This window comes from Photobacterium damselae, from assembly GCF_003026815.1.
Taxonomy (GTDB): domain Bacteria; phylum Pseudomonadota; class Gammaproteobacteria; order Enterobacterales; family Vibrionaceae; genus Photobacterium; species Photobacterium damselae.
In genome coordinates, this window is sequence record NZ_PYOG01000003.1 from 22427 (window position 1) to 48711 (window position 26285).

A 26285-nucleotide genomic window follows, 5' to 3' on the forward strand; every position below is an offset into this window, starting at 1 on the left:
CTCTACACAAACATTGTTGTTTACTTTGCATACAGAGTAATAAAAAAGCATGCGGTTGAATGCATGCTTTTACGAATCATTTTCAGTCTCAAATTATGATCACAGTTAGATATGCTTTGCTAAAAACTGTTGCAGCTTTTCTGTGACCAGTTCTGGTTGCTCAAGGTTAGATATATGTCCTGCTTGTGGAATAACCACATATTCACTGTCTTTGATCGCATCATGCATTAATTGTGCTTCTAGCGGTGGACGAGGCATATCTTCCATTCCCACCATGATCAGTGTTGGTAGTTGCAAATGTTCAATATCATCAAATGTATCACGACGACCAAAAACCATCTTGCCAACTCGTGCAACGGCTTGAGCTTTATCACCTTGAAGTGCCGCTAATGAGCTACGAAACGCACTGACTAATTCAGGGTTTTGCTGTTCACCATTGCGAGCAAAAAACATTGGCGTTACTACATCAATCATCGGTGGCGGTACCATCTTCAATTCAGCAATAGTATCAAGCATTTGGAAATATTTGGCACAGGTTACCTCTGGCTCATAACCGATAAACGTATCCATCATAACTAGAGCTTGAACTCGCCCTTGAGCTTTGATCGCTAATTCAGCCCCCCACATACCACCAACAGATAAACCAACAATGGCAAATTTATCAATCTTTAGGTGATCAAGCAGAGCTAAAACATCATCGGCATAATCGCGTAACGTATTGGTTGAACTTGGCGCGGCATCTGAACCACCATGAGCCCACAAATCAGGAACAATACAGCGATAGTGCTGGCTAAGTACATCTATCTGAGGTTGCCACATTTTGTGATCCCATAAATAGCTGTGACCAAAGACAATCACAGGGCCTGTACCTTGGTCTAAATACGTCATGGTTTGAGAACCAACAGAAAATGTTTGCATCCTTTATCCTTCGAGGCAAATGTTAACCCGTAACTGGGTATACTTATAGCACATTTAATCATAAATAAACTACTAGTTAACTACAGCTTAGTCCTGAAAAATAGTTATAATTACAAAGCCATACTAAAAACGACAGGTACTTACTTTTGCTGATCACAACCAATCACGTTTACAAATCCGATGCACTTAGCTGGCTAAAGGAAATTCAAGATCAGTCTATCGATCTGGTTATTACTGATCCCCCTTATGAATCTCTAGAAAAGCATCGCGCAGTCGGCACTACAACTCGATTGAAGCAAAGTAAAGGATCCAGCAACGATTGGTTTCGTATTCTACCTAATGATCAATTTGAACCTTTATTACAAGAGATCTATCGAGTTCTCAAAAAGAATTCGCACTTTTATTTGTTCTGCGATCAAGAGACGATGTTTATCGTAAAACCTATTGCGGAGAAAATTGGGTTTAAATTTTGGAAACCTATCGTGTGGGATAAATGTGCAATCGGCATGGGATACCATTACCGCTCTCGCTATGAATTTATTCTGTTTTTTGAGAAAGGTAAGCGGAAACTGAACGATTTGAGTGTTCCTGATGTTTTAGAATTTAAGCGCGTGTGGCGAGGATACCCAACAGAAAAACCCGTTGAACTTCTAAAAACATTAATAGCCCAAAGTAGTGAGCCTAACGATATTGTTATCGATCCATTCTTTGGTTCAGGCTCAACATTGGTGGCAGCCAGTCAACTTCAGCGCTATTACATAGGTTGCGATGTTTCCGACAATGCCCATCAGCATTTTAGTCAACGTATTTCAGAGCTCTAACTCCAACTGTTTTAGATAGGCGTACATAAACTCAGTGCGCCTCCCCGCCTCTTCTTGAGCCGATCTGGTGTTCATTGTGTCGGTGAGTTTTAGTAACTTGGTATAAAAGTGATCAAGCGTATATTGGCTATCATCAGGTGATCGCTGCTGGCAGAAAGGATCATCAAGCTGATAAAGCGGCCTTTTAAGCTTTGCACTAACTAAAATACATCGCGTTACCCCAATAGCTCCTAACGCATCAAGGCGATCGGCATCTTGCACAATTTGAGCTTCTAAGGTTGTTGGTGTGACTTGCGCACTGAAACTGTGAGCGACAATTGCATGGTGAATCGCTTCAAAATACTCAGATGGGTAGCCAATACTGTTTAAAAATTCGACTGCTTTGTCTGCTGCTTTGTACGAGCTTAAATGACGGTCTGGATGATCTTTTGGATAAGAAAAGCAATCATGCAAGTAAGCCGCAGGTAGAACAATTGCTATGTTCGCCCCCTCTTGCTGACATAACATTTTGGCACTTTTAACCACCCTAAGTATGTGGTCGACATCATGTGCCATATCTTGGCTCATTTCTGATTTTAAATACTCAACTAAATCGACTTCAAATGCCAAGCAATCCATTTTATTTCCTTATTAAACCCACTAACGATGAGAAAAAAGAGCAACCCATTCGCTGCTCTTCTTCTGTTTATTCGTGACGATCACAATATTTAATTTTAACTTTTTTGATCCCTTGCTGATAAAACACCCATGCCATGATGCCCGCAGCAAAGTTACCTAACATCGCTCCAACAAACAGACCATGTAAGCCAGCCAGTTTCGCTCCCAACCAAAGTAGAGGCAAGAAGCAAACAAACAGACGTAAACCCGAAATAACCAAAGCGCGCATTGGGAGTGCCAACGCATTACAGATCGACACCATCAACATACAGATACCTAAAGAGCCTAAACTGATAGGTACCCAAGTAAGGTGAATAAGTAAGATAGAGCTTACAGATTGTTCTGGTGTGAGTAGCGTAACAAGGTATGGTGCCACCAGCCATAAAATTACTGCGATAACCAATTGCCATACAAGCACAAATCGAACAGCAATAGAAACTAATGCTTTGATCTTTGCAATCTCTTTGCTGCCAAGCATACGACCAACCATTGGAGGCATAGCCATGGTTAACGCTAACACAGTTACAATTGAGAAAAACTCTAAACGTGACCCCATTGCCCAAGCAGCAACTGCAGATGCGCCAAAACCCGCCACTAATTTGGTTGCGACCATTGAAGAGACTGGCGGTAATAACTGACTTAACATCGCTGGAGCCATAATATGCCCCAGTTCCTTAATGGAATAAATAATATCCAGCCCATGCCAGTTAAAGCTCATCCATTGACGTTTCATTACGAGAGGAAAAACAATCAGCATACCTAAAGAGAAAGAGGCAATCGTCGCCCAGGCAGCACCATTAATACCTAAACCAAACTTAAAGATGAACAGAGGATCTAGTACCATATTAAGGACACTGGTTATCATCATCATAACGCCAGGAAGCATGGTGTTACCATTGGCTCGGCATAAACTGTAAGCAAAATAGAGCATAGCTCCAACCCAAGTACTGCCTAACCAAACTGGCCAATAATCCTGAATTACGGGATAGACATTAGCAGGAGCATCTAACAGCTGCAAAATCGGCTCTCGAATAGCCCAAATCAGTAAACAGATGAGAAATACACCAACCGCACCAGTTGCGACAACCAGTCCACCAAGTTGCTTGGCTCGTTGAATTTCATTAGCGCCAATAACTCGAGAAATCAGTGCTGTTGTTGCAATCCCAAGCCCAACTTGTAAGCCAATCACCACCATCCCCATAGGTAGAGTGAAACCTTGAGCGGCAAGAGGAAGAACGCCCAATTGACCAATAAATGCACTATCAACTAGTTGGAAGCTCATTAAAGAGAGGACGCCAAACAGCATTGGCCACGTCATGGTAAATAACTGACGTGCAAGGCCCGGAAAATGTTCTGATTGTTGAGATGATGATCGCATGATGAAACGCTATTTTTGCAAATTATCCTAGTAGTTTACTGGGTTTTATTCGGTAATAATAGCGTCTAATGTATTGTGGTATGAAGCCTTGCATAATGTTAACAAGGCTACGGTTTATGATGGTTAATAATTATTGATACCAATTAGCGTATGACTAACTTAACCAAATCGGCAGGTCGATAGTAGAGCGATTTAAGAACTTTACCTTGACGAATGATCTTATCTTCTAGCTCAACATCTTTAGCACACTTCACAATAAGGTACTCGCCCTTCGGAGTTGAAGTCACTTCGATATTTTGTTTCGCATAATGGGCTTGAGTGTCATCGAACTCTTGTTGATTACGACATACTTTACTCATATTACTCGAGTGAATTTCATCCCAACAGGCGACAAAATCAATATTTAGACGCTGTGCTATCTGAAGTAGCAAATCAATCAAATAGCTTATGCCTAAGTTATCAGAGACTTGCTTATCACCAAGATGAACTAAACGACCCATTAAAACATAAACAGAATCAACAATAGCATCGGCTTGCTCAACTAAAGAATCAGCTTCGGCAAGCTCAGTCATTTCCTCAACAGCGAGAGAAGTGTGTAGTGTATCTGATTGTTCATTAAGAGATTCTGGCGCTTCAATAGCTAAATCAAAGGTCTCTCTAAACTCTCGAATATCACGATAGAGATGGTCATATAAGGGTTGGTCTAAAACAGTCAATTTCATATCGCGATTCCTTTTCGAGTAACAAACAGCGGGCGATCGTAATCCAAACTGAACCAAGTTACAAAGGCAATATGATTATTTTGATAAAACTATGACAGTTCATTTCTATTCTTTATACTCAGCCTAAATCAAACGAAATAAGCTTTGTTTTCTATATTAAAGTCACTTGGATCTCTATATTAAAGTCACTTGGAGCTCTCATCTTTTCATGCCAGAGCGACTTCCTAATTTATAGAACAAAAATACTCACTTTATTTGCGGTTAGGTTTAAACTAATAGTAATCCTACCTATACCATTTCATGTCTATTGAGCATAAAATACAGTTATGCAAGGTTATGAAAACTCAATTTCATAGCAGAGATTTTCTGTTGGAGCAGTAATGATCACAGGACACCGCGGTGCAAAAGCAATTGCACCAGAAAATACATTAATTTCATTTTCGATTGCCGCTCATTGTGGCGCAAAATGGATTGAGACCGATACCCAACTTAGTGCTGACCTTGTGCCAGTTATCTACCACGATAAAAACATTAATCGTTGTACCAATGGTTCAGGTATTGTTCGCAAACTGACCGTAGATGAATTAAAAAAATTCGATGCTGGAAGCTGGTTCGACCCTCAATTTAGCGAAGAGACGATTCCGACATTAGAAGAGTTACTTATTTGCTGTGACCATAACAACCTCAATCTGAATCTTGAAGTGAAGGTTCATGACGAAGATGAAGCTGAACTGCAAGTAGAAAAGACCATTGATGTCATTAAAGCGCATGGCTTCCCTATTGAAAAACTGATTCTATCTAGCTTTTCATATCGTGCAGTAAAACATTTTAAAGCATATTGGCCAGAAGTTCGCCGTGGCTTAATTATTGAAGAGTGGGTTCCTCAAATTGACCGCCTTGATGAAGAGTTAGAGCTTTTCAGTATCCATTTGGATCACCACCTATTAACTGAAAGCCTAGCTTCTGAAATTAAAGCAGCAGGAAAAGAGCTTCATATCTGGACAATGAATGATTTAAACTCAGTGATGAAATTTCGCCGCTGGGGTGTAGATAATATCATCACAGATAACCCAGGTGATTTAATCCCGATCGACAGTGCTTTCGATCTAGGCTATAGCGAATAGCTTAATCTTTTCATCACATCTACCTAGGTGATTCAATTAAACTTAGGTAGATGCTTTTCTTAATCAATTGAACGTTTCGGCAATATCTATTATTGAAATTTATCTTTCCACAATATTTGCCCGCTAACATATGAAAATTAATTAAAATACCCTCCTATTTTATTCATCCCCTATTCAAATAATATCCAATATTTTTATAGGGATTAATGCCAAGCTGATTGTCACTGATTTTGGTCTAAGAATCGATTTTTTCTGTCTATAGTTATTAGACGGCGTTAGGTCTTGCTAAGTGAACCATAATCCGCCATGGAGAGTTGTACCCTATGTCTGTATACGACACCATTTGTATTGTCGCAGCAATTGCTGTTTTTATTTCAATGTTCAACCATAGGTTTGGTAAATTTCAAACCACGATAGCCATCACTGGTTGGTCTATGATCATCGCTTTTAGCATCATGCTATTAGGCAAAATGGGGGTGATTGACTTTAATGACGAGCATTATCTGGTTCAGTTAATGAACAACATCCAGTTTGATGATTTCTTACTTAAAGGTGTTTTAGGCTTCTTATTGTTTGGTGGTGCTCTAAATATTGAGCTTAGTCATCTTAAAGACCAAAAAATTGAAATATCCATTCTTGCTCTTGCAGCAACCTTATTTTCGACCTTCTTTATTGGCACGCTTTTGTGGGCTATCTTAGCGGTAATAGGCGTTAATATCGGCTACATATATTGCTGCTTGTTTGGTGCTCTTATCTCTCCAACAGACCCAATAGCCGTGTTAGCGATTGTTAAGAAACTGAAAGCGCCACAGCGTATATCAACTCAAATTGAAGGCGAATCACTGTTTAATGACGGTGTCGGTTTGGTCATCTTCGTCACTCTATTTGAGGTCGCATTCGGTAACCACGCTCCAACCGTTTCCGGTACTGTCGCCCTATTTATTCATGAGGCCGTTGGTGGTATCGCTTATGGTTTAATTATTGGCGGTATATTCCACTATTTAATTAAGCATACCCACGACAGCATGATGCGCCTAATTTTGACTATGCTGGTTCCAACCTGTGGTTATGTTATTGGTGAGCAATTAGGGGTATCAGCGCCATTAGCCATGGTTACTGCTGGTATCATCATTGGTAACTGGACTCGTTCACTGATCAGCGCAGAAGAATCACATCAACTTAGCCACCTGTGGGAATTAGCAGATGAAATCTTAAATGCGATTTTGTTCCTATTAATCGGCTTTGTTATGGTGACTTTCTCTTTCCATGCCGTAGATTTAGTGGCTGTTATCATTGCTATACCTTTAGTATTGTTGAGTCGTTATATCAGCGTTAAGCTCTCTTATGTCGGTTTTGGTTTCTTTAGACGATATAACCCAATGTCGGTGAAAATCTTAACTTGGGGTGGTTTACGAGGCGGTCTTGCTCTTGCTATGGCGATGGCGATTCCAACCGGGATCCCAAGCGGTTTTGAAGGCGTTGATATCAAAGAGCTTATTGTTTTAATGACCTATGCGGTGGTTGTCTTTTCTATCATTATTCAGGGTTCTACTATTACCCCAATGATTGAAAAAGCTAAAAAATACGAAGAAACCGGTTATTAAGATCTAGCACCTAACAAATATCCAACAGCTTAGATGCATCGCGATATATTGATTATACCGACCCAATTAATTTAACGTTGATTTGGTCGGTATTTTTATATCCAATCTATCGCACAATTAAGATTGGATAAGTTTTCAATCGCTAGATGAGCATCTCGGGCAGGTGTTTTTCGTGTTGTCTTTAAAAAACCATGAAGAATAATCAGATTATGATCACTTCGAGCAAAAAGAATACGAGCTGACTGCTGACCACAATCGATACGTAGCTTATAAATTAGACCTTTATATTTCCAAATCTTAGGATTCAAGGTTTTTAAACTCTTGCAAGGGATAACATCACCATACTCTTTGTAGCGAGTAAACTTACTGCGGATCAAGCTCAAAAATTCTGTTGGGATAGATTGAAAGAAAACAGCTAGTGGATCGACATGTTCATTAAGAGAAATAATTTGGATTTTCATTATTAATAGTCATTTGAGTATATTTTTCAGTAAAACAAATCATCAAGCCATTTTCGAATCAATTTTTCTGAAGCTTTGCTTTAATAATCTTTAACCATTCATTGACCCAATCAATACAGCATAGGTATATACTATATTAAGTATTCAAATTAAGTCGCTCTCACTAAAACTTATGAGATAACTTGATTATTAATCTTAATGACTCAATGGATGAAAAAATGAAAGGAAAACGATTTTCTCTAACTTTACTGTCTTTGTTTGCTCTACCTACTCTAGCAGCAACGCCTAGTTTTGATTGCACCAAAGCCAGTAGCAGCGTCGAAGAACTTATCTGCTCAAACAATGAATTAGCAACATTAGATAACACATTGAATACGGTTTACAAACAAGCGATGGCAAATTATCCAAGTACTGAAAAGAAACAGCAAAAAGCCATGCAGCGTGGTTGGATTAAAGGCCGCAACGAATGTTGGAAAAGCAGTGATGTGCTATCTTGTGTTGCAGATAATTATCGAGACCGGATTCTAGAATTACAAATCACAGGAGGCTTACTTAAAGCGCCTGAAACCATTACTTTACAATGTAATAATGAAAAACAACCCGTAACAGTCGCATTTTATAACCAAACCGATCCTTCAAGTATGGTTTTTACTATAGGTGACGATCAACTTATAGCTCAGCAACAGCCGACGGCCAGTGGTATCCACTATTCTGGACAAAATCTAGAGTACATTGAACATCAAGGTAAGATTGATATTACTTACATGGCGAAAAAACTGCACTGCCTAGTACAATAATATGTATTAGACTCTTCTCTTACTGCACCATTAGTAGGCTTAAATTGAGAGTGATGAGTTAAATGGCCCAAATGCAATGTAATATTGTTGGGCCAATTGCTAATTCTATCCCTCTCAACTTACCTTCACTAGTGCATTAGCCAGATAATCAATATGCTGTTCTTGTAATCCAGCAATATTAATTCTGCCATCACCTACTGCGTAAATAGCATATTCATCACGAAGTCGTTGGATTTGAATAGGAGATAGGCCTGTCACAGAAAACATACCTTTATGTTGAGCTATAAAATCAAACTGGTCAGAGCCTAAATTACGAACCGCAACAGCAAGTTGATCTCGTAATCCGATAATTCGATGATTCATACTGATTAGCTCTTGCTGCCAAATACGAGTCAAATCCTCGTTCGTTAGAATATCGGCTACCAGTGCCGCACCATGATCGGGTGGCATCGTATAAGTTGAACGAGCTAATGTCAGAATACGTCCTTTTGCCTTTTGTGCATCAGATAATGTAGCCCCTATTACTATGGCAGCTCCCGTACGCTCACGATATAAGCCAAAGTTTTTTGAACATGAAACAGCAATGAGCATCTCTTCTACATGGTTAGCCATATACTTTAGACCAAGACCATCTTGCACTAACCCATCGCCGAACCCTAAATAAGCCATATCTACAAAAGGGGTAAATCCATTTTTAACCGCAAGTTCTGTCACCGCTTTCCAGTCTTCAAAGCCAATATCAGCTCCTGTTGGGTTATGACAACAGCCATGCAACAAAACAACATCGTCTTTACCTGCAGCAGCTAAAGCATTTAGCATGGCTTCACTATTAACTTGCTTGCTCTCTCGATCAAAGTAAGGGTAAAACTTAACCTTCAAACCAGCCGCTTCCATAACCGGTTTATGATTAACATAGCTTGGATCGGTAAGCCAAACAGTTGTATTTGGTTGAGCAACACGCATTAAATCAGCCAGCATACGCAGTGCGCCACTACCACCTGGAGTTTGAACACCAGCGGCACGGCTATGAGCTTGTGTACCTGATAGAAGCAGGTCTATCATCACTTCATTAAATAACTCATACCCTGCTAGTCCAACGTAAGACTTAGTTTTTTGGCTTTCAAGTAATCTCTCTTGGGCCAACTTTACCGCAGCCATAATGGGCGTTTCACCCACACTATTACGATAAACACCAATACCGAGATCGATTTTCGTATCACGAGTATCTTCTCGAAATGCTTGGGTCAACGACAAAATAGGATCCAGTTGCGCTGGTGCTAAGTCTTTAAACATACAATCAATTCCATTTAATTTTGTGAAATTTTATTCACGTTATCACTTCCTTTTTGCAACGTCATTAAAAAGTTGATCCAGATTAAGAATTGGTTCAATAACATGGTGAAGTGCCATCACTTATCTACACTAAACAAAGGGAAAACGCCTAATCATTGGGAGGCGATATGAAAAATAACTTAGATATCATCACGCTACTCTCCGCTTACGAGAAAATCTGTAAAAATGGGAAATTAACTGAGAGAGGAACCGAACTGAACGGTATTATCTGTAGTGAAAGTCATGATGGTTATAACGTGTATTTTGCTGATGAAGAAGTCAGTTTGGATATCAATTTTCACAACACCTATCGCTTTTCAACAGTAAGTAAAGAGCACAATATTAATCATACTCAAGCTGATCATGTTGATGTCGATGAAAAGAAAATAAAAACCTTTGTTAGTAAACTTCAACATATTAATGACGCATACAATTAACGAAAAAAAGCCCTTACAAAATTGTATAGTAAGGGCTTTAGCTTATATGCTGAAATTTAGGATTCTAATAAATTAATAACGTTCTATTACAGTTGCTATACCTTGTCCCATACCAATACACATAGTTGCAAGGCCGTAATGTCCATCTTTTTGTTCTAGAATATTAAGCAAAGTTGCAATCAAACGAGCACCAGAACAACCTAGAGGATGACCCAAAGCAATTGCACCACCATGTAAGTTTACTTTGTCATCTCTTACATCCCACAGATCAAGATCTTTAAGACATGGAATGGATTGTGCGGCAAACGCCTCATTAATTTCCACATAATCCATATCATGAATGGTCAGTTGGGCTTTTGCTAATGCTTTTGACGTTGCAGGAACTGGACCGTACCCCATAATTGCAGCAGGCACACCCGCAGTTGCCATTGAGATAATTTTTGCTCTTGGTTTAATACCTAAGGCTAACGCTTTTTCTTCGCTCATCACGACTAAGCATGACGCACCATCAGATAAAGCAGACGAGGTTCCTGCTGTTACCGTACCATTTACAGGATCAAACACAGGGCGAAGTTGCGCAAGAGTCTCTTCTGTGGTTTCAGGACGTATCACTTCATCGTGCTTGACCAAAAACGGAATACCATTTTCATCATGCCCCATCACAGGAACGATTTCATTATCAAATAGCCCTTCCAACGTTGCTTGATGAGCTAAACGATGAGAACGCGCACCTAATGCATCTTGCTCTTCACGAGTACATTTATGAATTTTACCTAAAGCTTCAGCCGTTAATCCCATCATCGCAGACGCTTGTGCTAACGTTTTATCATTAGATGGGTTCATATTGATGCCTTTAGTCATAGGAACATGTCCCATATGCTCAACACCACCCACTAGAATCATATCGGCATCTTCAGCCTTAATTGCACAAGCGGCAATATGAAGTGCATCCATAGACGACCCGCATAAACGATTAACCGTTGTAGCTGGCACTTCAACAGGAATATCGGCAATGAGAGCTGCATTACGAGCAACATTAAGCCCTTGTTCTTCTGTCTGCTGGACACATCCCCAGATAATATCATCAACCATAGTTGGTGCGAGTTGAGGATTACGTTTAAACACAGATTTCATTAATTCAGCAGAAAGATCATCGGCACGAACATGACGAAATACACCATTTTTTGAGCGTCCCATTGGGGTACGAACGGCATCAACAATAACAACATTTTTCATAATTTATCCCTCTCTTATTTTGTATAAAACGTTTGTTTTTGTTGCGCACGATTTAGAATACCTTCAGGAATCTGGTATAGCGTTCCTAAATGTTTAAATGTATCAGCTAACGAGATCAGCTTCTCCATACCAAGTTGATCCATGTAGTAGAACAAACCACCTCTAAAGGCTGGGAAACCCGTTCCATAAAGCATGGCAATATCAGCCTCTTCAGGACTTGCTACAATGCCTTCATCGAGACAACGAACCGCTTCAAACATCATAGGAAGCATCAATCGCATCATCATTGTTTCAGCGTCATCCTCACATTGAGAGGCAGCAAGTTTGGCAATCAATTCATCACTTTGAGTATTGCGCAGAGGTTTGAGGCGTCCCTTACGATCTGCCACATGTTGGTAAAAACCTTGATGGTTCTTCTGGCCCAAATATCCCTCATCGACTAAGGTCTGAATAATATTTTTTTGCGGTTTTTGTAATCGACCAGGGAATGCATCGTCCATAACATCAATACAGTGCGCTGTTGTATCAAGCCCTATAACATCTAGCAGCATTGCAGGCCCCATTGGCCAACCGAACTGCTTTGTCATGATCTTATCGACAATAGAGATATCAGCACCATCAGTCAGTAGTTGGTTAAATGCAAGGAAGTACGGTGTTAAACAACGATTGACCAAAAAGCCTGCACAATCATTGATAACAATTGGTGTTTTTCCAAGTTGTTTTACATATTGAACCGCTTTATTGATGGTTTCATCTGATGTTTTCTCTCCCTTAATCACCTCAACCAATGGCATACGATGAACAGGGTTAAAGAAGTGAATTCCGCAGAAATTTTCTGGGCGTTGTAGTGAGTTAGCCAATCCTGAAATATTTAATGTTGAGGTATTAGAAGCAATCAAGGCATTTGGGGCTTTCTGTTCAATATCTGCCAAGACGTTTGCCTTAACATTTGGGTTTTCAACCACCGCCTCAATCACAAGCTCTGTCTCCGCTAATGAGATATCATGCAGTGTTGGTTGAATTCGATTTAAAACTTGTCCCATTGCTAGCGGTGTTTTTCTTTTCTTAGTAACTTGCTTCGCTAACAGTTTATTTGCTTCTTCTAGACCTAAATCCAACCCCTGCTGATTAATGTCTTTTAAATGAACATGCATGCCCTTATCAGCTGAAACATAAGCGATACCCCCACCCATAATTCCAGCACCAAGTACAGAAATATCATTAAGAGGCTTTTGCTCTGAACTGAATCCTTTTGTTTTAGCTTTTACTGCCATATCACTTAAGAACACAGATACCAAAGCATCAGCAACGCCCGTCTTAACACATTGACATAAGTGCTCACGCTCAATAGCCAGAGCTTCATCTCGACATGATCCTGCGGCTTTTTCAATGGCATTTAGCATAATCATTGGAGCAGGATAGTGTTTACCTGCGGTTTTAGCGATCATGCCTTTTGCAACACTTACTGACATACCCAGTTCGTATTGATTCATTCGCAGCGATGATAATTTCTCTTTTTTACGCTCTTGCCAATCTAACTCACCTTTAAGGCATGAATCCAAAACATGAATTGCAGCTTCAACTGGATCTTGTTTATTGGAATCAATCACACCATCAGCGAAATGGCATGTCAGCGCTTTACTTGCATTAAATTTCTTTCCAGTCGTTAACCATTGCAATGCAGTATCTAAACCTAATAGTCTTGGCAAACGCGTTAGGCCACCCCAACCAGGGAAAATACCTAATTTAACTTCAGGGAAAGAAACAGCAGCATCGGTGGTCATCAAACGGTAATCAGCAAGTAGAGCTAACTCTGCACCACCACCTGCAGTAAATCCATTTAGCACGACAACTTTTGGTATATCTAAATCTTCAATACGGTTATAAATGCTATGAACCCATGTTAGATAGTCATTAACCGCTTGTTCTCCCTGGGCAAAAAGAGCGCGAAACTCTTTTACGTTTGCTCCACCGCAAAATAGCTTTTTATCAGAACGAATGATCAAACCAGAAAGATCAGATTGATCTATCGTATCCAATATTATTGATAGTTCTTCTAACGCAGCCTTACCTAACGTATTTACGCTATCTTTGGTTGAGGATAAAATTAGCTCACCAAAACTTTGGTTGCGTTTTAATTGAAAATATTCGCCTTGGTACATAAATGAATCCCTCTTTTTACAGCAAGCCAACTGCTTTTGCTTGTTCTATTAATTCATTACGAAAATCTGGATGAGCAATCTTAATCAGTTCTTGAGCACGAGCATTTGTTGTCAAACCGCGAAGATCGGCATAACCATATTCAGTCACAATAATCTGAACATCATTACGGAGAGTTGTAATTGGAGTACCAGCAGGAAGAGCCAATTTTATGGTTGAATCAACAGTTCCAGCTTTTTTGTCTGTATGGGTAGAAGCCAATGCAATGATAGAAAGGCCATTGTTTGACATACGCGCGCCACGAACAAAGTCAACTTGCCCACCAGAACCTGATATTTGTTGATGCCCAATCCCTTCTGATGCTACTTGTCCGGTTAAATCCACCATGATGCAGGTATTGATAGAGACAAAATTATCATTTTTAGCTATTTCGACAGGGTCATTAACAACACAGACATCTCCTATCTCAATATTGTCATTACCATCAACAAAATCGATAAGCTCTTGAGATCCAGCAGCAAAAGCCGCTACAATTTTGTTAGGTTTATAATTTTTACGAGAGCCGTTAATTACCCCTAATTTACAAAGTTCCATCATAGATTCAGTAAACATTTCAGTATGAATACCCAAATCTTTATGATTAACCAACCCCATACCTAAAGCATTTGAAATTGTACCGATACCAATTTGGATCGTTGAACCATTAGGAATGAGTGGTAACACATGGTCTGCAATATTTTTTTCAATTTGACCTGGCTGTTCAGGTTTTGGCCCTGCAATGGGATGATTACCAATTGCAAGAAAATCAAACTCATCAACATGAATTAAGTTATCTTCATTGGCAATAAATGGTTGATATTCATTGATAATCCCTATAACAAGCTCGGATGATTCGAGACCATATTTATTACCTACACCACCACATGCGCCAAGAGATACATAGCCAGCTGCATTTGGAGGTGTGACCTCAATAACTGAAACATTACAATTTGCTTGCTTTAACACTTCATCTGCATTGGACAAATGATAAGGAACAATTTTCGCATTTCCACCATGCTGAAATTTCTTTTCTAACGGCCCCATGAAAAGACTATTGTAATTAAGATGACCAAGATATTCAGGTTTTAAGAATTCATAAGGGTAAGTTAATAGGCCTGCATATAAAGTGGTGCCTTCTAATTCTGATGCATTTTTACTTAGTTCTTGAAGAAAATAGACTGGGACTGATAAGTATCCACCAGCCCATACATTATCTCCAGATTTTATTTTATTTGCAGCATCTTCTAAAGAAATGATTTTATTATCACAATTATTATAAACGTTCATTGTATGTCCTCTTATATTCTAGACACTTTATCTGTTCCACAACTTGATAATATCGAATATAAAAAGACTATTTTTTCTTATCCTGCCATAAATTTAGCCTAAATTGACAAATATATAATATATGACATGAGTCACACATTTACATAACAAATAATTCTTTTGCGTTTATTTAAATATGAAATAGTTTACCGCCAATTATTACGCTCAAGATCAAATAAATTTATAAATATCCTTGTATAATGAATTTAAGTATAAGGAAATATTTTATGAATAAAAAGCCAAATAAAAAGAACCTCTCCATAAATACGGGATGGTATAAGTTACTTAAACTGTCAGCTGAATATCTAAACATAGAATGTATTGATCCAGAACATACAAGTGATAATATCAATTTTAATTCCTTAGATGTACGAAGTGTAAGAAATTTCCAACGTTACTTAACGGAGCAAAAAAGTGATCCTCTTGTTTCGATAACCGCCGCGAAATTTGTCAAGCCCCTTTCCTTTGGTCATTTTAGTTTGTGCTTATGGACTGCTCCTAACTTACTTACCCTTTTAACAACAGCTTGCGATTACAGTAAAAGTCTTGGCAGTCCTATTAAGCTTCATTTTAAAATGACATTAAAAGGGGATGCTGAGATTTATATCATTCAACATGAACCTTATGATAAAGAGACCGTAATTACTCTGTAGTAAGTCATATCATGCTCCCTTCTTGGCCATTTTCAGATACGGATAGAAAATGGATTGAGAATGAAACTAACTGTAAAGTTCATATAGGTAGTACCATGCGTAAAATTATTATTGAGCGCAGATATCTTTATACAGAACTAAAAGATCGTGATCATGATGTTTATACCACAAGTCTTAATGCACTAAGACAACAGGTAATAGATTTAGAATCTAATGATATTCGATTATTAGTTTATAACTTTTTAGATAAGCAAAGTAATTTAGTCGATATAAATGGAACTGATATAGCCTCTTATTTAGGTATAAGCTTTAGAACACTAAATAGAAGACTTGCAGAAGCAGAAACCAGTTATCGTAGTATTTTACAAGAATATCGATTAGAAAAAGCACTAAACCTTTTGAATAACGATAAAATCAATATGGCTGAAATTGCGTTTCGATTAGGATTCTCAGACCTTAGTACCTTTTCTAGAGCATTCAAGAGATGGACGGGGGAATGTCCTAGCAAACTCAATATTAATAACTATCATCCAAATCTATAGTAATAAGGCCACAATTATAAATAGTGGCCTACTAGTTAACAACTTGCTACTTTATTACCAATTGGTATGCTTAACAGAGTTAATACAGAGCCGACCAATAATACTATTGATACTGCTTTAGTTTTTATAACGTTATTAATTACCATTAATTCCGGTTTGTTATAAGAAATTAGAGCTTTATCAAAGTAATCCATGAGCTGTTCATTACCCATAAAATTAATACCATTAACGATACTCTTGTCTAGAGTATCAATATTTAAAAACATGGTGTTATTTCCGATCACATCAACAAACTCATACTTTGTTGCATATGTTAGTAGCATACCAAAGCTAATAACACCTAATACATAACCTATGTTTTTTGCAGATGCTTGTGCGCCTGATGACTGTCCAGAAAATTTTATTCCAACTGAGCAATTTATAACTAAGTTTATTTTTGTTGCAAGAAATCCACACCCAATACCAATAGGAGCCAAAGCTATATAAAAATAATAGCTTGGTATTTTAGGTTGCATTACAAATGCTAAAGAAAATAAACTTATTGTAATAATGGTAAGTCCCATCGTATTGAGTTCTTGGCTAGTTTTATCTTTTAATACTGTTGCAGCAACAACAGAGGAAATGAACATCGATATAGCAAATATTGTTGTTGATAATGCAAGTGTTATTGATGGATATTGACCAAGGGAAATGTAACTTACGATTACAAATAGTACTCCCCCATAGATAACATACAATAATGCCAACATATAGAAGCCACATAGTGAAGTTAATGTATAAAAAGACTGTGGAATAATTGAATTATTTTCATTTTTTATATTTAAGTAGATAAAAAAAGTAGTGATTGACGTTAAAAATAGTATTAAAGGTATACTAATATAATCAAAGAGATAGAACCCTATTGATAAAGAAGGAGTGATAAACCCAAACTTTGGTATTAAAACAATAGCCAACAAAAATAGCATTAGAGTAACAAATACCAAGATAACTTCACTTAAATTAATTTTCAAATTCGACTTTATAAAATCAGGCTCTGGCATTTTACATGATAATCCTAGTACTACTAACGATAAAATTGCCAATATAATATATCCAGATCTCCACTCCCAATAGATATGAAGTGCATTAAGTAATAAAGGAAAGAGTGCAATAACAACAGCTACAGATGTTCCCCATATGCTAAATGCCAATACACGATTTTTTTTTCGAATTATTGTTGAAAGTAAAGAAACACAAGCAGGGAGAATAAGTGATGCTCCAAGGCCAAAAAATACTCTTGAGAGACCAACAAAACTGAGAAGGTGATGAGATGTTATGGCAAAAAATTCACCTAAAAAGGTAAAACAAAGCCCTAGTTGGAATATTTTTTTCCAATTTAAAAAATAACCAAAAATACCACTAATTATCATTAATGAAGCACAAATAACTGAATAGAACGCGGTAATTATTTGACCAGTAGATAAGTTAACATCAAAAAATAACATGATCTCCTTTATTGATAATGCTGTCGTAATATTATCTGCACTTGTAATGATTTGTGCCAAACACACACACAATAATAGATAGACTTCATAGGATAACCATCCTTCCCTATTATTCATAACGATTCCTTACAACGGAAAAAGCCCCAATAAAGGGGCTTTAGGCGTTAAATTAGTGTTCAAACTGCTCAAAGACTTCATCAACCTCATGATCTTTTTTAATCATAAGGCTTCGTGATGGTAGGTTTTTCAGTGAAAATAAGAACATCAACATGAAAATAGCGACTGCATATAAACCGGCTCTAGCAGCATTTAAACGCACTTGACTATTAATACTCACCGCTGTTGAAACTTCTTGAGTCTCTATAATATTTTTTTCATTGATATAAGCGGTAAATTCTTTATCGCTTAAGAATGGAACCGCCGATAATTGTTCTATAGTTTGCTTTGATTCTTGAGTAAAACTGGTCGTCTCCGCTACTTGCTGTTTGTAATCAGAAGTCATTACCATCAACATGGTTACCCCCATGATTGCAATACCTACCGCATAGCCAATATTTCTGACGGTTGCTTGAATACCACCAGATTGTTGTGCATCTTGAGGATCCAATGCATCTGTAACAATAATTGAACATTGTGATGCCATTGCACCCAAAGAACATCCCATCAAAGTTTGCCCTAGGATCAATAAGCCATTTACACCACCCGCTTCTAAGCCTAGAGACATAATGAAAGCAGAAGCTGCTGCTCCGATTAAACTAAACAAACAAACCGTTTTCACTTTTAACTGGCTCAATTTTGCAGGCAGCAGCATTGCTACAATCACAGTACCTAAACTCATACCTATCAACGTCATTCCAGCTTGTGCTGTAGAATAATCAGCAACCAACTGCATATATGGTATTGTTATAGCAACAGGAGCGGAAGAACCAACCCAAAATAGAGCACCAATGTATAACCCTGTTTGTACCTGCTTATTATAAATAATTTTAGCCGGCATAAGTGCCAAACCACCGTCAGCCTCATAACGCTTTTCCCAGACAAGTAGTAAAGCTAAGATCGCTAAACCCGCAATAACCATAATAAGGGCTGGAGATAAACCAAATACCGAAAATGCAGTAATTGGTGAAATTACTCCCCAAACTGGAGTTTTTAAGGTGCCAACAATAACCAGTAGTAAGCCAAATGCAGCTAAAATAATACCGATAATATCCAGTTTTGGTTTTTGCTCAGATACAGCAATATCCTGAACTTTTACAGAAGCAATAAGAACTAAAGCAAAAATTAAGCTCAGTAAAAGGTATGTAATCTTAAAACCAACTAAATCCAGCAAAGAACCAAAAACCACAGGCATTGCCGCTGCAGCAATGCCTGAGGCCGCAGCCAAAGCGCTAAATGCAATAGCTTGATCTTTACCCTGATAATTACCTGCGATCAAACCAAGTACGGCCGGAATCGTCAAGCTTGCTCCTGCACCTGTTAATACGCGAGCACCATAGATAAACGCCTGGATGTTTGGAGAGAAGGCTGCAACGATTTCACTAACACATAATAGTACTAAACCAATTCGAAATGATTTTCTCCAACCGAGAATCAACCCCATCAAACCACCAGCAATCATTAACGCGCCAGCAATAAGTGAATATGTTGCATTAGCCATTTGGAGCTGATCCATTGAAGCGCCGAATAACTTGGTTAAAGATGATGCTGAAACACCAACTGTGGCGTTATCGCCACTTGTACCTACTTGAGCTGCGCACAGAATAAGTAGAGTGAGCCATTTATTAGAGTTATTAACTTGTTGATTCATTATATTCATGAAAGGCTGTGGTCACACAGCCCTTACTCCTTTAATCGTAAACCCGTTATGCTTTTTCGCCACCAACAAAACAAGCTGTTGCATTTAATTGCTTCAACTGTTCGATATCACCCGTCATCCAATCAAAATCAAGTACAGTAAAGTCTGCAAGCTTGCCAGGTTCTAATGTACCAATTTGATTAAGTAGGTGCTGTTCAGCTGCATCAGATGTAATACAACGTAATGCTTCTTCACGTGAAATGGATTCTTGTGGAAGCACTTCTGTGCCATGAAAATCACGACGGCTCATCACGATATACGCGCCCATCATTGGGTTAGTTGGCATAAGAGGAATATCGGCGTTAACACTGATTTTCATACCAGCATCAACCGCTGAACGTGCTCGTTGTAATTGAGAGAAACAACTCTTTGGAAGCAGTTGTTCTTTCTTCCATGACTCATAGAAATGATAACTATAATAAGGGGTAATACTTGCTGATGGCTTATAAGGCATCTCTTTAACACGTTCAAAGAACTCATCATCAGTGAACCCCATATGCTGAATAAACATCTGACCATCACGGCCTTGTCCATCGGCAGATAAAGACTCTAGAGCATCGAGTACTTTCGCATGTGCAAGATCACCTTGAGTATGAATAGCAATATTAAAATCGTTATCCCAGAACATTTGCATATCTTCAGGCAAAGTATCTTCTGTTCTATCAGCAAAACGATGCAACCATCCAGTTTCACGGCCATCCTGGAACGGCTCTTTAGTGATAATCTCGTAATCTGATACCGCACCATCAGCAAAGAATTTAATACTCTTCACCGGAAATAGAGTTTGATTATCTTTATTATCCAAATAATGCTGGTTCACGTAATCAAAGGTTGTTTGTGCTGACCAATCTTTAGCTTCATACACTTTCTGCCAACCAAACATATAGCCTTTACGACACTTAGGCATATTGGGTACATTTTCAGATGCTCGTAGCAGCTGTAGTTCCGCTTCTAATGGCATTGTTATCCCAACACCCATATCTACGCACGATGTCACCCCTTTATTTCGGCCTTGTGCAAGAACACTTTCAAGTCCTTTCATAATATCGGCTGGCGTCGCCTTAGTGAGAATATGTTCAGCAGCAATCTTAAACATAGCTTGTTCAATAAGTACGCCCGTTGATTTACCGTCATCGCCACGCAGGAAACCAAAAATATCATCTGGTAATTCATTAACTTTAAATTCTTCGATAGCTTTACTGTTCATCGTCAATTTATGAATCGATGCACCCCAAACAGCAAATGGACGAGAGTTATCAATTTCATCTAGCATTGCTGTTGTAAGCGGACCATGCAAAGGCTCATAATGGCCCCAAACAACTAAGGTTTCTCGATCTTTAAATTCTTCAACTCGGGATTTTAATGCCGATAAAAATGACTCAGAATCACGAACTGCGGTATATACACGCCCATCTATTGTCCAATCAGTAAAACTTGCTGGAATTAATGTAGCAAACATAGCTGCAGTACCAAGAATATGTAAATGAGGTTCAATAAAACCAGGGTAAATATATTGTTCTTGATAATCATAATTAATAGTTGCTGTTGGATACTTATTGATAAGTGAGTCTAAATCACCAAGTCCAATAATTTTATCACCATCAACAGCCATTGCTTCTTCACAAGAGAAATCATTATCTACTGTATATATTTTTTTTGCTTTATAGATTTTCATATTAAATACATCCCTACTATTTATAATGTATATATATTAGAAGTAATAAGTCACACCAGCTCTGAATTGACGTTTATCGTCATTGGCATACATAGATTTATCAGGCATAGAACTAATGTCTGAGCTTAAATCACTGAAGGTTTCTTTGTATGTTACGTTAAACCACCAGCGACGATTTTCAGTAATTGGCGTACCTAATGTTGTTTCTAATAAAAGGTCTTGAGTAACATAACCATCAAAATCCAAATAAGAATACTGAGGGCTAAACATCATATACGTACCTTTTTTACTTAGATAAATGGCATTATATAAATTAACCTGTATACCGATGCCATCATCTGTTCCTGCGAGCTTATATTCATCTTTTACATTAGCTTGAACAACAGCAATATTTGGATAAATAACCCAATTGCTTAGTACAGGAACTTTAACAATACCACCAACAGCAATAATATTATCGATAACATCCGAGTCATCATTTGAACGATCAATAAAATCCAATGAATAACCAGCTTTAGGTAAACCAGCCAAACCAGTACCAAAAACCTGGAACCAACGAGCACGCATCTCTCTTAAATCAAAGCCATCTTCAAACGGATCTTCTTCTTTCTCTGCACCTGTCACAGAAATCATAGTTAAAAAGTTGTTGTCAGGATTGAAAGAACCGCCAATCTTTAACTCTCCTTCAAGAGCAAAATCATTATTATTACTATTTGTACCCGCAGATAATTTAAAAGAGGTGACGACTTTTGTTACATCTGCAGGATCTGGAGCATCTTCTTTTTTATTATCAGCAAATGTAACTGAAGAAGATAATAAACCAGCTGCTAAAATAGATGCTGTTAGTAATGTTTTTTTATTTTCCATGATTAATGAGTCCAATTTATATTTTTAATACGCAGACTCATTATAAAAAACAGAAAACTTAAAACCATAAATTCATATATATAGCAGATATTAGCAAAAGTAATAACCAAGAATAAATTAAAAACAACTCATATTTACAAAGCTATTTCTTAAATATTTATGGAATAGATCCTTTTCCATGACAGAATGCCAATACATATAACACTTTCCTTTTGGTAAAGTCATATCCAGCTCTATTTTAGATAACTCTTCCGTATTAACCAAACCTACAGGTATAAATGCAAGAAACTCTGTATCAATTAGTGCTTTTGCAACTAAATCATATTGTGAATAAGATAATATAGTATTTAGAAACTTCCCGTTTTTATTAAAAACACTTTTAACCTCAATACCTAGTTTCCCATGAAATTTGAAATCAATAAATTTTTCACTATAGAGTTCATCAAAAGTAACCTTGCCACTTTTTCGTTGTAATAATGGGTTATTTTTATCTGCAAATAACCCATACTCCATTTCTCCGATATTAACCTGATGGATATTATTTGATAATCCGTCAAAACTTCCTATTAATAAGTCTAAATTTCCATTATTTAAGTCTTCTACACAAGCATCATAACGGTTAATAATTTCAAATGAGACTGCAAAATTCATGTCTTTAAGAATATCCAAAGATTTTTTCGATACTAAATCCATTCCAATACCATCAATAATACAAATACGATACACTTTTTTCATCGTATCATTTGTTTTGTGTCTCATATGGAAAATATCAATAGCACTTGATATATGAGCTTCAAGCATTGGATATAAAGTTAATGCAAATGGCGTTAAAACCATCTCATTATTGATTCGAACTAGCAGATTATCGTTAAAGATGTAACGCAACTTTGAAAGTTTTTGACTAACAGCAGATTGAGAAATGCATAAATGCTTAGCGGCATTACTAATGTGTTTTTCTCTTAACAGTACGTAGAGAGCGACCATTAAATTTTGATCATACTTAATCAAGGGTTGAAGATAGTTGCTTTCCATTTTGATACTCTACTTATGCCAAGTGCAGTGATTCTTCGCTCGTAAGAGTAATTACTTTCTCACTCAATAATTGTTAATTCAGGACATTCTTTTGTCTTTTTATGCCAATGGATATTTTTTTGACATTACGCAATAAAACTAAGCTCATACACTAAGAGCACATTCTCTGTAATATTTGTCTTAGATCAAACAAGAAGGATATGGCAAGAAAAGTCAAACCATTGGCAGTCTACGCAAACTCTTTTGTCTCGATATCCGTTTAATAGTTATCAGATAAAATAAAGCAAGGTAGATCTTATGAAGCAGGAACATCAAATATTATTTACACCATTAAAAATTGGAACATTAACACTGAAAAACCGCTATTCTATGGCTCCGATGGGAACATTAGGGTGTGTAGATTCAGATGGCGCTTATAATGCTCGTGGCGTTGAATATTATGTTGCAAGGGCTAAAGGCGGTGTTGGATTAATCATCACGGGTGTCCAAATGGTAGAAAACGAGCTAGAGCAGTTTCCGATGCCATCGCTACCATGCCCAAGTTATAACCCTACCGCTTATATTCGAAGCGCCCGTGAACTGACTGAACGTGTTCATAGCTATGGTTGTAAAATCTTTGCTCAGCTTACCGCTGGTTGGGGACGTTCATGTATTCCTGGTTTTACTCCTAATGATAAATGTGTAGCACCATCAAAAGCTGCAAACCGTTTTGATCCAACCCTTGAGCATCGAGAATTAGCGACTCAAGAAGTTAAACATTTTATTGCTAAATTTGCTGAATCCGCGGCTATTGCTCAAAAGGCTGGCTACGATGGTGTTGAAATACATGCTGTCCATGAAGGATATTTACTTGATCAATTTTCTCTTAGTTTCTTTAACCAACGTACAGATGAGTACGGTGGCAGTTTTGAAAATCGTTACCGTTTCGCAGTTGAAATCGTAAAGGCAATCAAATCAGTTTGCGGTGAACGTTTCCCTGTATCTCTACGATACTCAGTAAAAAGTAATATGAAAGGCTATGGCCAAGGTATTCTCCCAGAAGAAGATGCTGTCGAAGTTGGTCGAGATCTAGAAGAAGGATTACGTGCGGCTAAATATCTTCAAGATGCTGGTTACGATGCGCTAAATGTTGATGCAGGTACTTATGATTCGTGGTATTGGAACCACCCAGCAAATTACTTTAAGCCGGGTATGTACCAACCTTATTGTAAGGCGGTCTCTGAGGTTGTTGATATCCCAGTTCTAATGGCTGGACGAATGGAAGATCCGGACTTAGCCGCTAAAGCTGTACAAGAAGGTGTCGCTGACGGTATCTCAATGGGCCGCCCACTTCTTGCCGACCCTGATGTTGTAAACAAAATCCGTAGTGGTAAGTTTGAACAAGTTCGACCGTGTCTATCATGCCATCAAGGATGTTTAGGACGCATGGCTGAAGTTGGCAATATTTCTTGTGCGGTAAACCCTGCTTGTGGCCGTGAAGAAGAATACAAACTGACTCCTTGTTTGATAAAAAAGAAAGTAATGATCATCGGTGGTGGTGTCGCAGGGATGGAAGCTGCGCGAGTTTCCGCTTTAAGGGGCCATGAAGTTCATTTGTTTGAAGCAACTTCATACTTAGGAGGTAACGTTATACCTGGTAGTCAACCACCCTTTAAGCATGACGATAAACTTCTGATTAGATGGTTTGAAGGTGAACTACAACGCCAAGGTGTTTATGTTCACCTCAATACCAAGGTAACTCAAGATATTATTCAAGAATGTAATGCTGATGCCGTTATCTTCGCAACCGGTTCAAAACCCGAGGTTCCCGCTTGGTTATCTGGTGCAGATCAATCACACGTATCCGTTGCAGAAGATATCTTAATGAATCCAGAACTAATAACGGGGCAATCAGTTTGTGTTATTGGCGGTGGATTAGTCGGTTCTGAGTTGGCACTATGGCTTGCTCAAAAAAACAAAGATGTTACTCTCATCGAAGCCGATAACGACATTATTGGCGGCCCTCATGGAACATGTTTTGCGAATTATCAAATGCTAAAAGAGCTCCTGGTAAAGCACAAGGTTGATGTGAAGCTTTCAACAAAACTGCGTACTATTACAGAAACGGGCATTGAAATAGAAGATCAAGATTCAAATATCTCTTCTATAGATTACCCACATGTTGTTTTAGCTCTTGGCTATAAAGCAGAATCATCAATGTATGATCAATTGGCTAACCAACTTGAAGTTGATGAAATCTATAATATTGGTGATAGTCAACAAGCAAGAACGATTATGGCAGCAATTTGGGAAGGTTATGAAGTTGCTCGTCAGATTTAAGTAGACATAAATAACCCCCAATGTTGATCGACCAACTATTGGGGGTCCGTTAATTATCAGGTTTCGCTTTTTACTCTCCTATTTCACTAACTCTTCAACGGCTTCTTTAAGCTTGGTATCAATTTCAGCGTTGGTAACTTTACCGGTCGCCATATCAAAATTATCGTAGAAACTTGGTAGTGAAACAGACGCTTTTACATCCCCAGCAAAGTATGGAGCCGAACCCACAGCACCTGCAAGAACATTTGCAGCACCACCAGGACCTGGAGATGTTGCTAATAGTAGCATTGGCTTTTCTTGAAAAACCTTTTGATTAATACGAGAAACCCAATCAAAAGTGTTCTTGTAAGCAACTGAGTAGGAACCATTGTGCTCGGCAAAAGAAATAATGATCGCATCTGCCTCACCCAGCTTCTTATAAAACTTTTGCGCGAGTTCTGGCTGACCTAATTGTTCTTCTCGTTCAAAACTAAAAATTGGTAGTTCATAGTCATTAAGATCTAATACTTCCACTTCCGCATTAGGGACTAAAGAGGCTGTATAACGAGCAAATTGTTGATTGATTGAGTTACGGCTATTGGTTGCACCAAATGCTAAAATTTTCATATTGTCGCCCTTCTTTTAATCATTGTTCTCTAAGCGTATCGCTCGACTTGATGGAATCAGTCTACATTAAGACCCATAAATCATTAATAGCACCAAAGTAACAACACTATTTCCAAATGACTTGCAATCAAGTAAAACAAGCATATTAACCATAGCAAGCAGATATCAGAATTCCATTATCAAAAATTACTTAAAACAGATTCAACAAGTTACCGCTTTATTAATATGCTAGTTGCACAT

Annotated in this window: 23 protein-coding genes; 8 read left to right on the top strand and 15 right to left on the bottom strand. The window is 38.0% G+C overall.

The features are described from left to right. Positions 1 to 105 precede the first annotated feature (105 nt). Complete coding sequence (locus CTN07_RS04545; protein ID WP_005304727.1) at positions 106 to 918, bottom strand: alpha/beta fold hydrolase; 813 nt, start codon at positions 916 to 918, stop codon at positions 106 to 108. Between the two features lie 146 nt (positions 919 to 1064). Between CTN07_RS04545 and CTN07_RS04550 the strand changes: the two genes are divergently transcribed. Beyond that, positions 1065 to 1739 carry a DNA-methyltransferase gene (locus CTN07_RS04550; RefSeq protein WP_005304726.1) on the top strand — a complete coding sequence of 225 codons (675 nt, stop codon included), beginning with the start codon at positions 1065 to 1067 and terminating at the stop codon, positions 1737 to 1739. Here the strand turns inward: CTN07_RS04550 and CTN07_RS04555 are convergent. The 3 genes from CTN07_RS04555 to CTN07_RS04565 form a co-directional block, all read right to left on the bottom strand. Then, on the bottom strand, positions 1728 to 2357 hold the full coding sequence (locus CTN07_RS04555) for an HD domain-containing protein (RefSeq protein ID WP_005304725.1): 630 nt from the start codon (positions 2355 to 2357) through the stop codon (positions 1728 to 1730). The genes CTN07_RS04550 and CTN07_RS04555 overlap by 12 nt on opposite strands. Positions 2358 to 2424: 67 nt before the next feature. After that, the gene (locus CTN07_RS04560) at positions 2425 to 3774 is read right to left on the bottom strand and encodes an MATE family efflux transporter (protein ID WP_005304724.1); all 1350 of its coding nucleotides are present in this window, start codon (positions 3772 to 3774) and stop codon (positions 2425 to 2427) included. A gap of 143 nt (positions 3775 to 3917) precedes the next feature. After that, the gene (locus CTN07_RS04565; protein WP_005304722.1) at positions 3918 to 4496 is read right to left on the bottom strand and encodes a nucleoside triphosphate pyrophosphohydrolase family protein; all 579 of its coding nucleotides are present in this window, start codon (positions 4494 to 4496) and stop codon (positions 3918 to 3920) included. 380 nt (positions 4497 to 4876) lie between these two features. Here CTN07_RS04565 and CTN07_RS04570 point away from each other — a divergent pair, with 380 nt between their 5' ends. Both CTN07_RS04570 and CTN07_RS04575 read left to right on the top strand, forming a co-directional pair. Beyond that, positions 4877 to 5620, top strand: coding sequence for a glycerophosphodiester phosphodiesterase family protein (locus CTN07_RS04570; RefSeq protein ID WP_005304720.1), 744 nt, complete (start codon positions 4877 to 4879; stop codon positions 5618 to 5620). Between the two features lie 323 nt (positions 5621 to 5943). Then, positions 5944 to 7224, top strand: a complete 1281-nt coding sequence (locus tag CTN07_RS04575) for a cation:proton antiporter (RefSeq protein ID WP_005304716.1) — start codon at positions 5944 to 5946, stop codon at positions 7222 to 7224. 95 nt (positions 7225 to 7319) lie between these two features. Here CTN07_RS04575 and CTN07_RS04580 read toward each other — a convergent pair whose 3' ends face one another. Continuing rightward, on the bottom strand, positions 7320 to 7685 hold the full coding sequence (locus tag CTN07_RS04580) for a type II toxin-antitoxin system RelE/ParE family toxin (RefSeq protein ID WP_036765569.1): 366 nt from the start codon (positions 7683 to 7685) through the stop codon (positions 7320 to 7322). 218 nt (positions 7686 to 7903) lie between these two features. On the opposite strand from CTN07_RS04580, the gene CTN07_RS04585 reads away from it, so the two are divergent. Next, on the top strand, positions 7904 to 8482 hold the full coding sequence (locus CTN07_RS04585) for an MliC family protein (RefSeq protein ID WP_005304713.1): 579 nt from the start codon (positions 7904 to 7906) through the stop codon (positions 8480 to 8482). 114 nt (positions 8483 to 8596) lie between these two features. Here the strand turns inward: CTN07_RS04585 and CTN07_RS04590 are convergent, their stop codons facing one another. Beyond that, entirely contained in the window at positions 8597 to 9775 is a 1179-nt protein-coding gene (locus CTN07_RS04590; RefSeq protein WP_005304710.1) for an amino acid aminotransferase, read from the bottom strand. A 167-nt stretch (positions 9776 to 9942) separates the two neighbouring features. On the opposite strand from CTN07_RS04590, the gene CTN07_RS04595 reads away from it, so the two are divergent. Beyond that, positions 9943 to 10251 carry a DUF3081 family protein gene (locus CTN07_RS04595; protein WP_036765567.1) on the top strand — a complete coding sequence of 103 codons (309 nt, stop codon included), beginning with the start codon at positions 9943 to 9945 and terminating at the stop codon, positions 10249 to 10251. A gap of 72 nt (positions 10252 to 10323) precedes the next feature. Here the strand turns inward: CTN07_RS04595 and fadA are convergent, their stop codons facing one another. From fadA to CTN07_RS04610, 3 genes are read right to left on the bottom strand one after another with little or no spacing between them, the layout of a single operon-like run. Then, the gene (gene fadA, locus CTN07_RS04600; protein WP_005304707.1) at positions 10324 to 11487 is read right to left on the bottom strand and encodes an acetyl-CoA C-acyltransferase FadA; all 1164 of its coding nucleotides are present in this window, start codon (positions 11485 to 11487) and stop codon (positions 10324 to 10326) included. Positions 11488 to 11501: 14 nt separating this feature from the next. Next, positions 11502 to 13649, bottom strand: a complete 2148-nt coding sequence (gene fadB / locus CTN07_RS04605) for a fatty acid oxidation complex subunit alpha FadB (protein ID WP_005304704.1) — start codon at positions 13647 to 13649, stop codon at positions 11502 to 11504. Between the two features lie 16 nt (positions 13650 to 13665). After that, a complete protein-coding gene (locus tag CTN07_RS04610) occupies positions 13666 to 14973 on the bottom strand; it encodes an acetyl-CoA hydrolase/transferase family protein (protein ID WP_005304701.1) in 1308 nt (435 codons plus the stop codon). Positions 14974 to 15239: 266 nt separating this feature from the next. Between CTN07_RS04610 and CTN07_RS04615 the strand changes: the two genes are divergently transcribed. Both CTN07_RS04615 and CTN07_RS04620 read left to right on the top strand, forming a co-directional pair. Further along, a complete protein-coding gene (locus tag CTN07_RS04615; RefSeq protein ID WP_036765564.1) occupies positions 15240 to 15665 on the top strand; it encodes a hypothetical protein in 426 nt (141 codons plus the stop codon). A gap of 95 nt (positions 15666 to 15760) precedes the next feature. After that, on the top strand, positions 15761 to 16207 hold the full coding sequence (locus tag CTN07_RS04620) for a helix-turn-helix domain-containing protein (protein ID WP_036765964.1): 447 nt from the start codon (positions 15761 to 15763) through the stop codon (positions 16205 to 16207). Between the two features lie 35 nt (positions 16208 to 16242). On the opposite strand, the gene CTN07_RS04625 is transcribed toward CTN07_RS04620, so the two are convergent. The 5 genes from CTN07_RS04625 to CTN07_RS04645 all read right to left on the bottom strand — a co-directional run bounded on the left by CTN07_RS04625 (position 16243) and on the right by CTN07_RS04645 (position 23120). After that, positions 16243 to 17808: an MFS transporter gene (locus CTN07_RS04625; protein ID WP_005304698.1), complete on the bottom strand. Its 1566-nt coding sequence runs from the start codon at positions 17806 to 17808 to the stop codon at positions 16243 to 16245. 52 nt (positions 17809 to 17860) lie between these two features. Then, positions 17861 to 19498 (bottom strand): MFS transporter, encoded by a 1638-nt coding sequence (locus CTN07_RS04630; RefSeq protein WP_005304695.1) that lies wholly within the window; start codon positions 19496 to 19498, stop codon positions 17861 to 17863. A 55-nt stretch (positions 19499 to 19553) separates the two neighbouring features. After that, positions 19554 to 21221, bottom strand: a complete 1668-nt coding sequence (locus CTN07_RS04635) for an amidohydrolase (RefSeq protein WP_005304692.1) — start codon at positions 21219 to 21221, stop codon at positions 19554 to 19556. A gap of 36 nt (positions 21222 to 21257) precedes the next feature. Then, positions 21258 to 22088, bottom strand: a complete 831-nt coding sequence (locus CTN07_RS04640) for a hypothetical protein (protein WP_005304689.1) — start codon at positions 22086 to 22088, stop codon at positions 21258 to 21260. A gap of 117 nt (positions 22089 to 22205) precedes the next feature. After that, a complete protein-coding gene (locus CTN07_RS04645; protein ID WP_005304687.1) occupies positions 22206 to 23120 on the bottom strand; it encodes a LysR family transcriptional regulator in 915 nt (304 codons plus the stop codon). Between the two features lie 297 nt (positions 23121 to 23417). Here CTN07_RS04645 and CTN07_RS04650 point away from each other — a divergent pair, with 297 nt between their 5' ends. Continuing rightward, positions 23418 to 25439, top strand: coding sequence for an oxidoreductase (locus CTN07_RS04650; RefSeq protein WP_005304684.1), 2022 nt, complete (start codon positions 23418 to 23420; stop codon positions 25437 to 25439). A gap of 78 nt (positions 25440 to 25517) precedes the next feature. Here the strand turns inward: CTN07_RS04650 and CTN07_RS04655 are convergent, their stop codons facing one another. Continuing rightward, complete coding sequence (locus CTN07_RS04655; protein ID WP_036765558.1) at positions 25518 to 26045, bottom strand: NADPH-dependent FMN reductase; 528 nt, start codon at positions 26043 to 26045, stop codon at positions 25518 to 25520. Between the last annotated feature and the right edge of the window lie 240 nt (positions 26046 to 26285).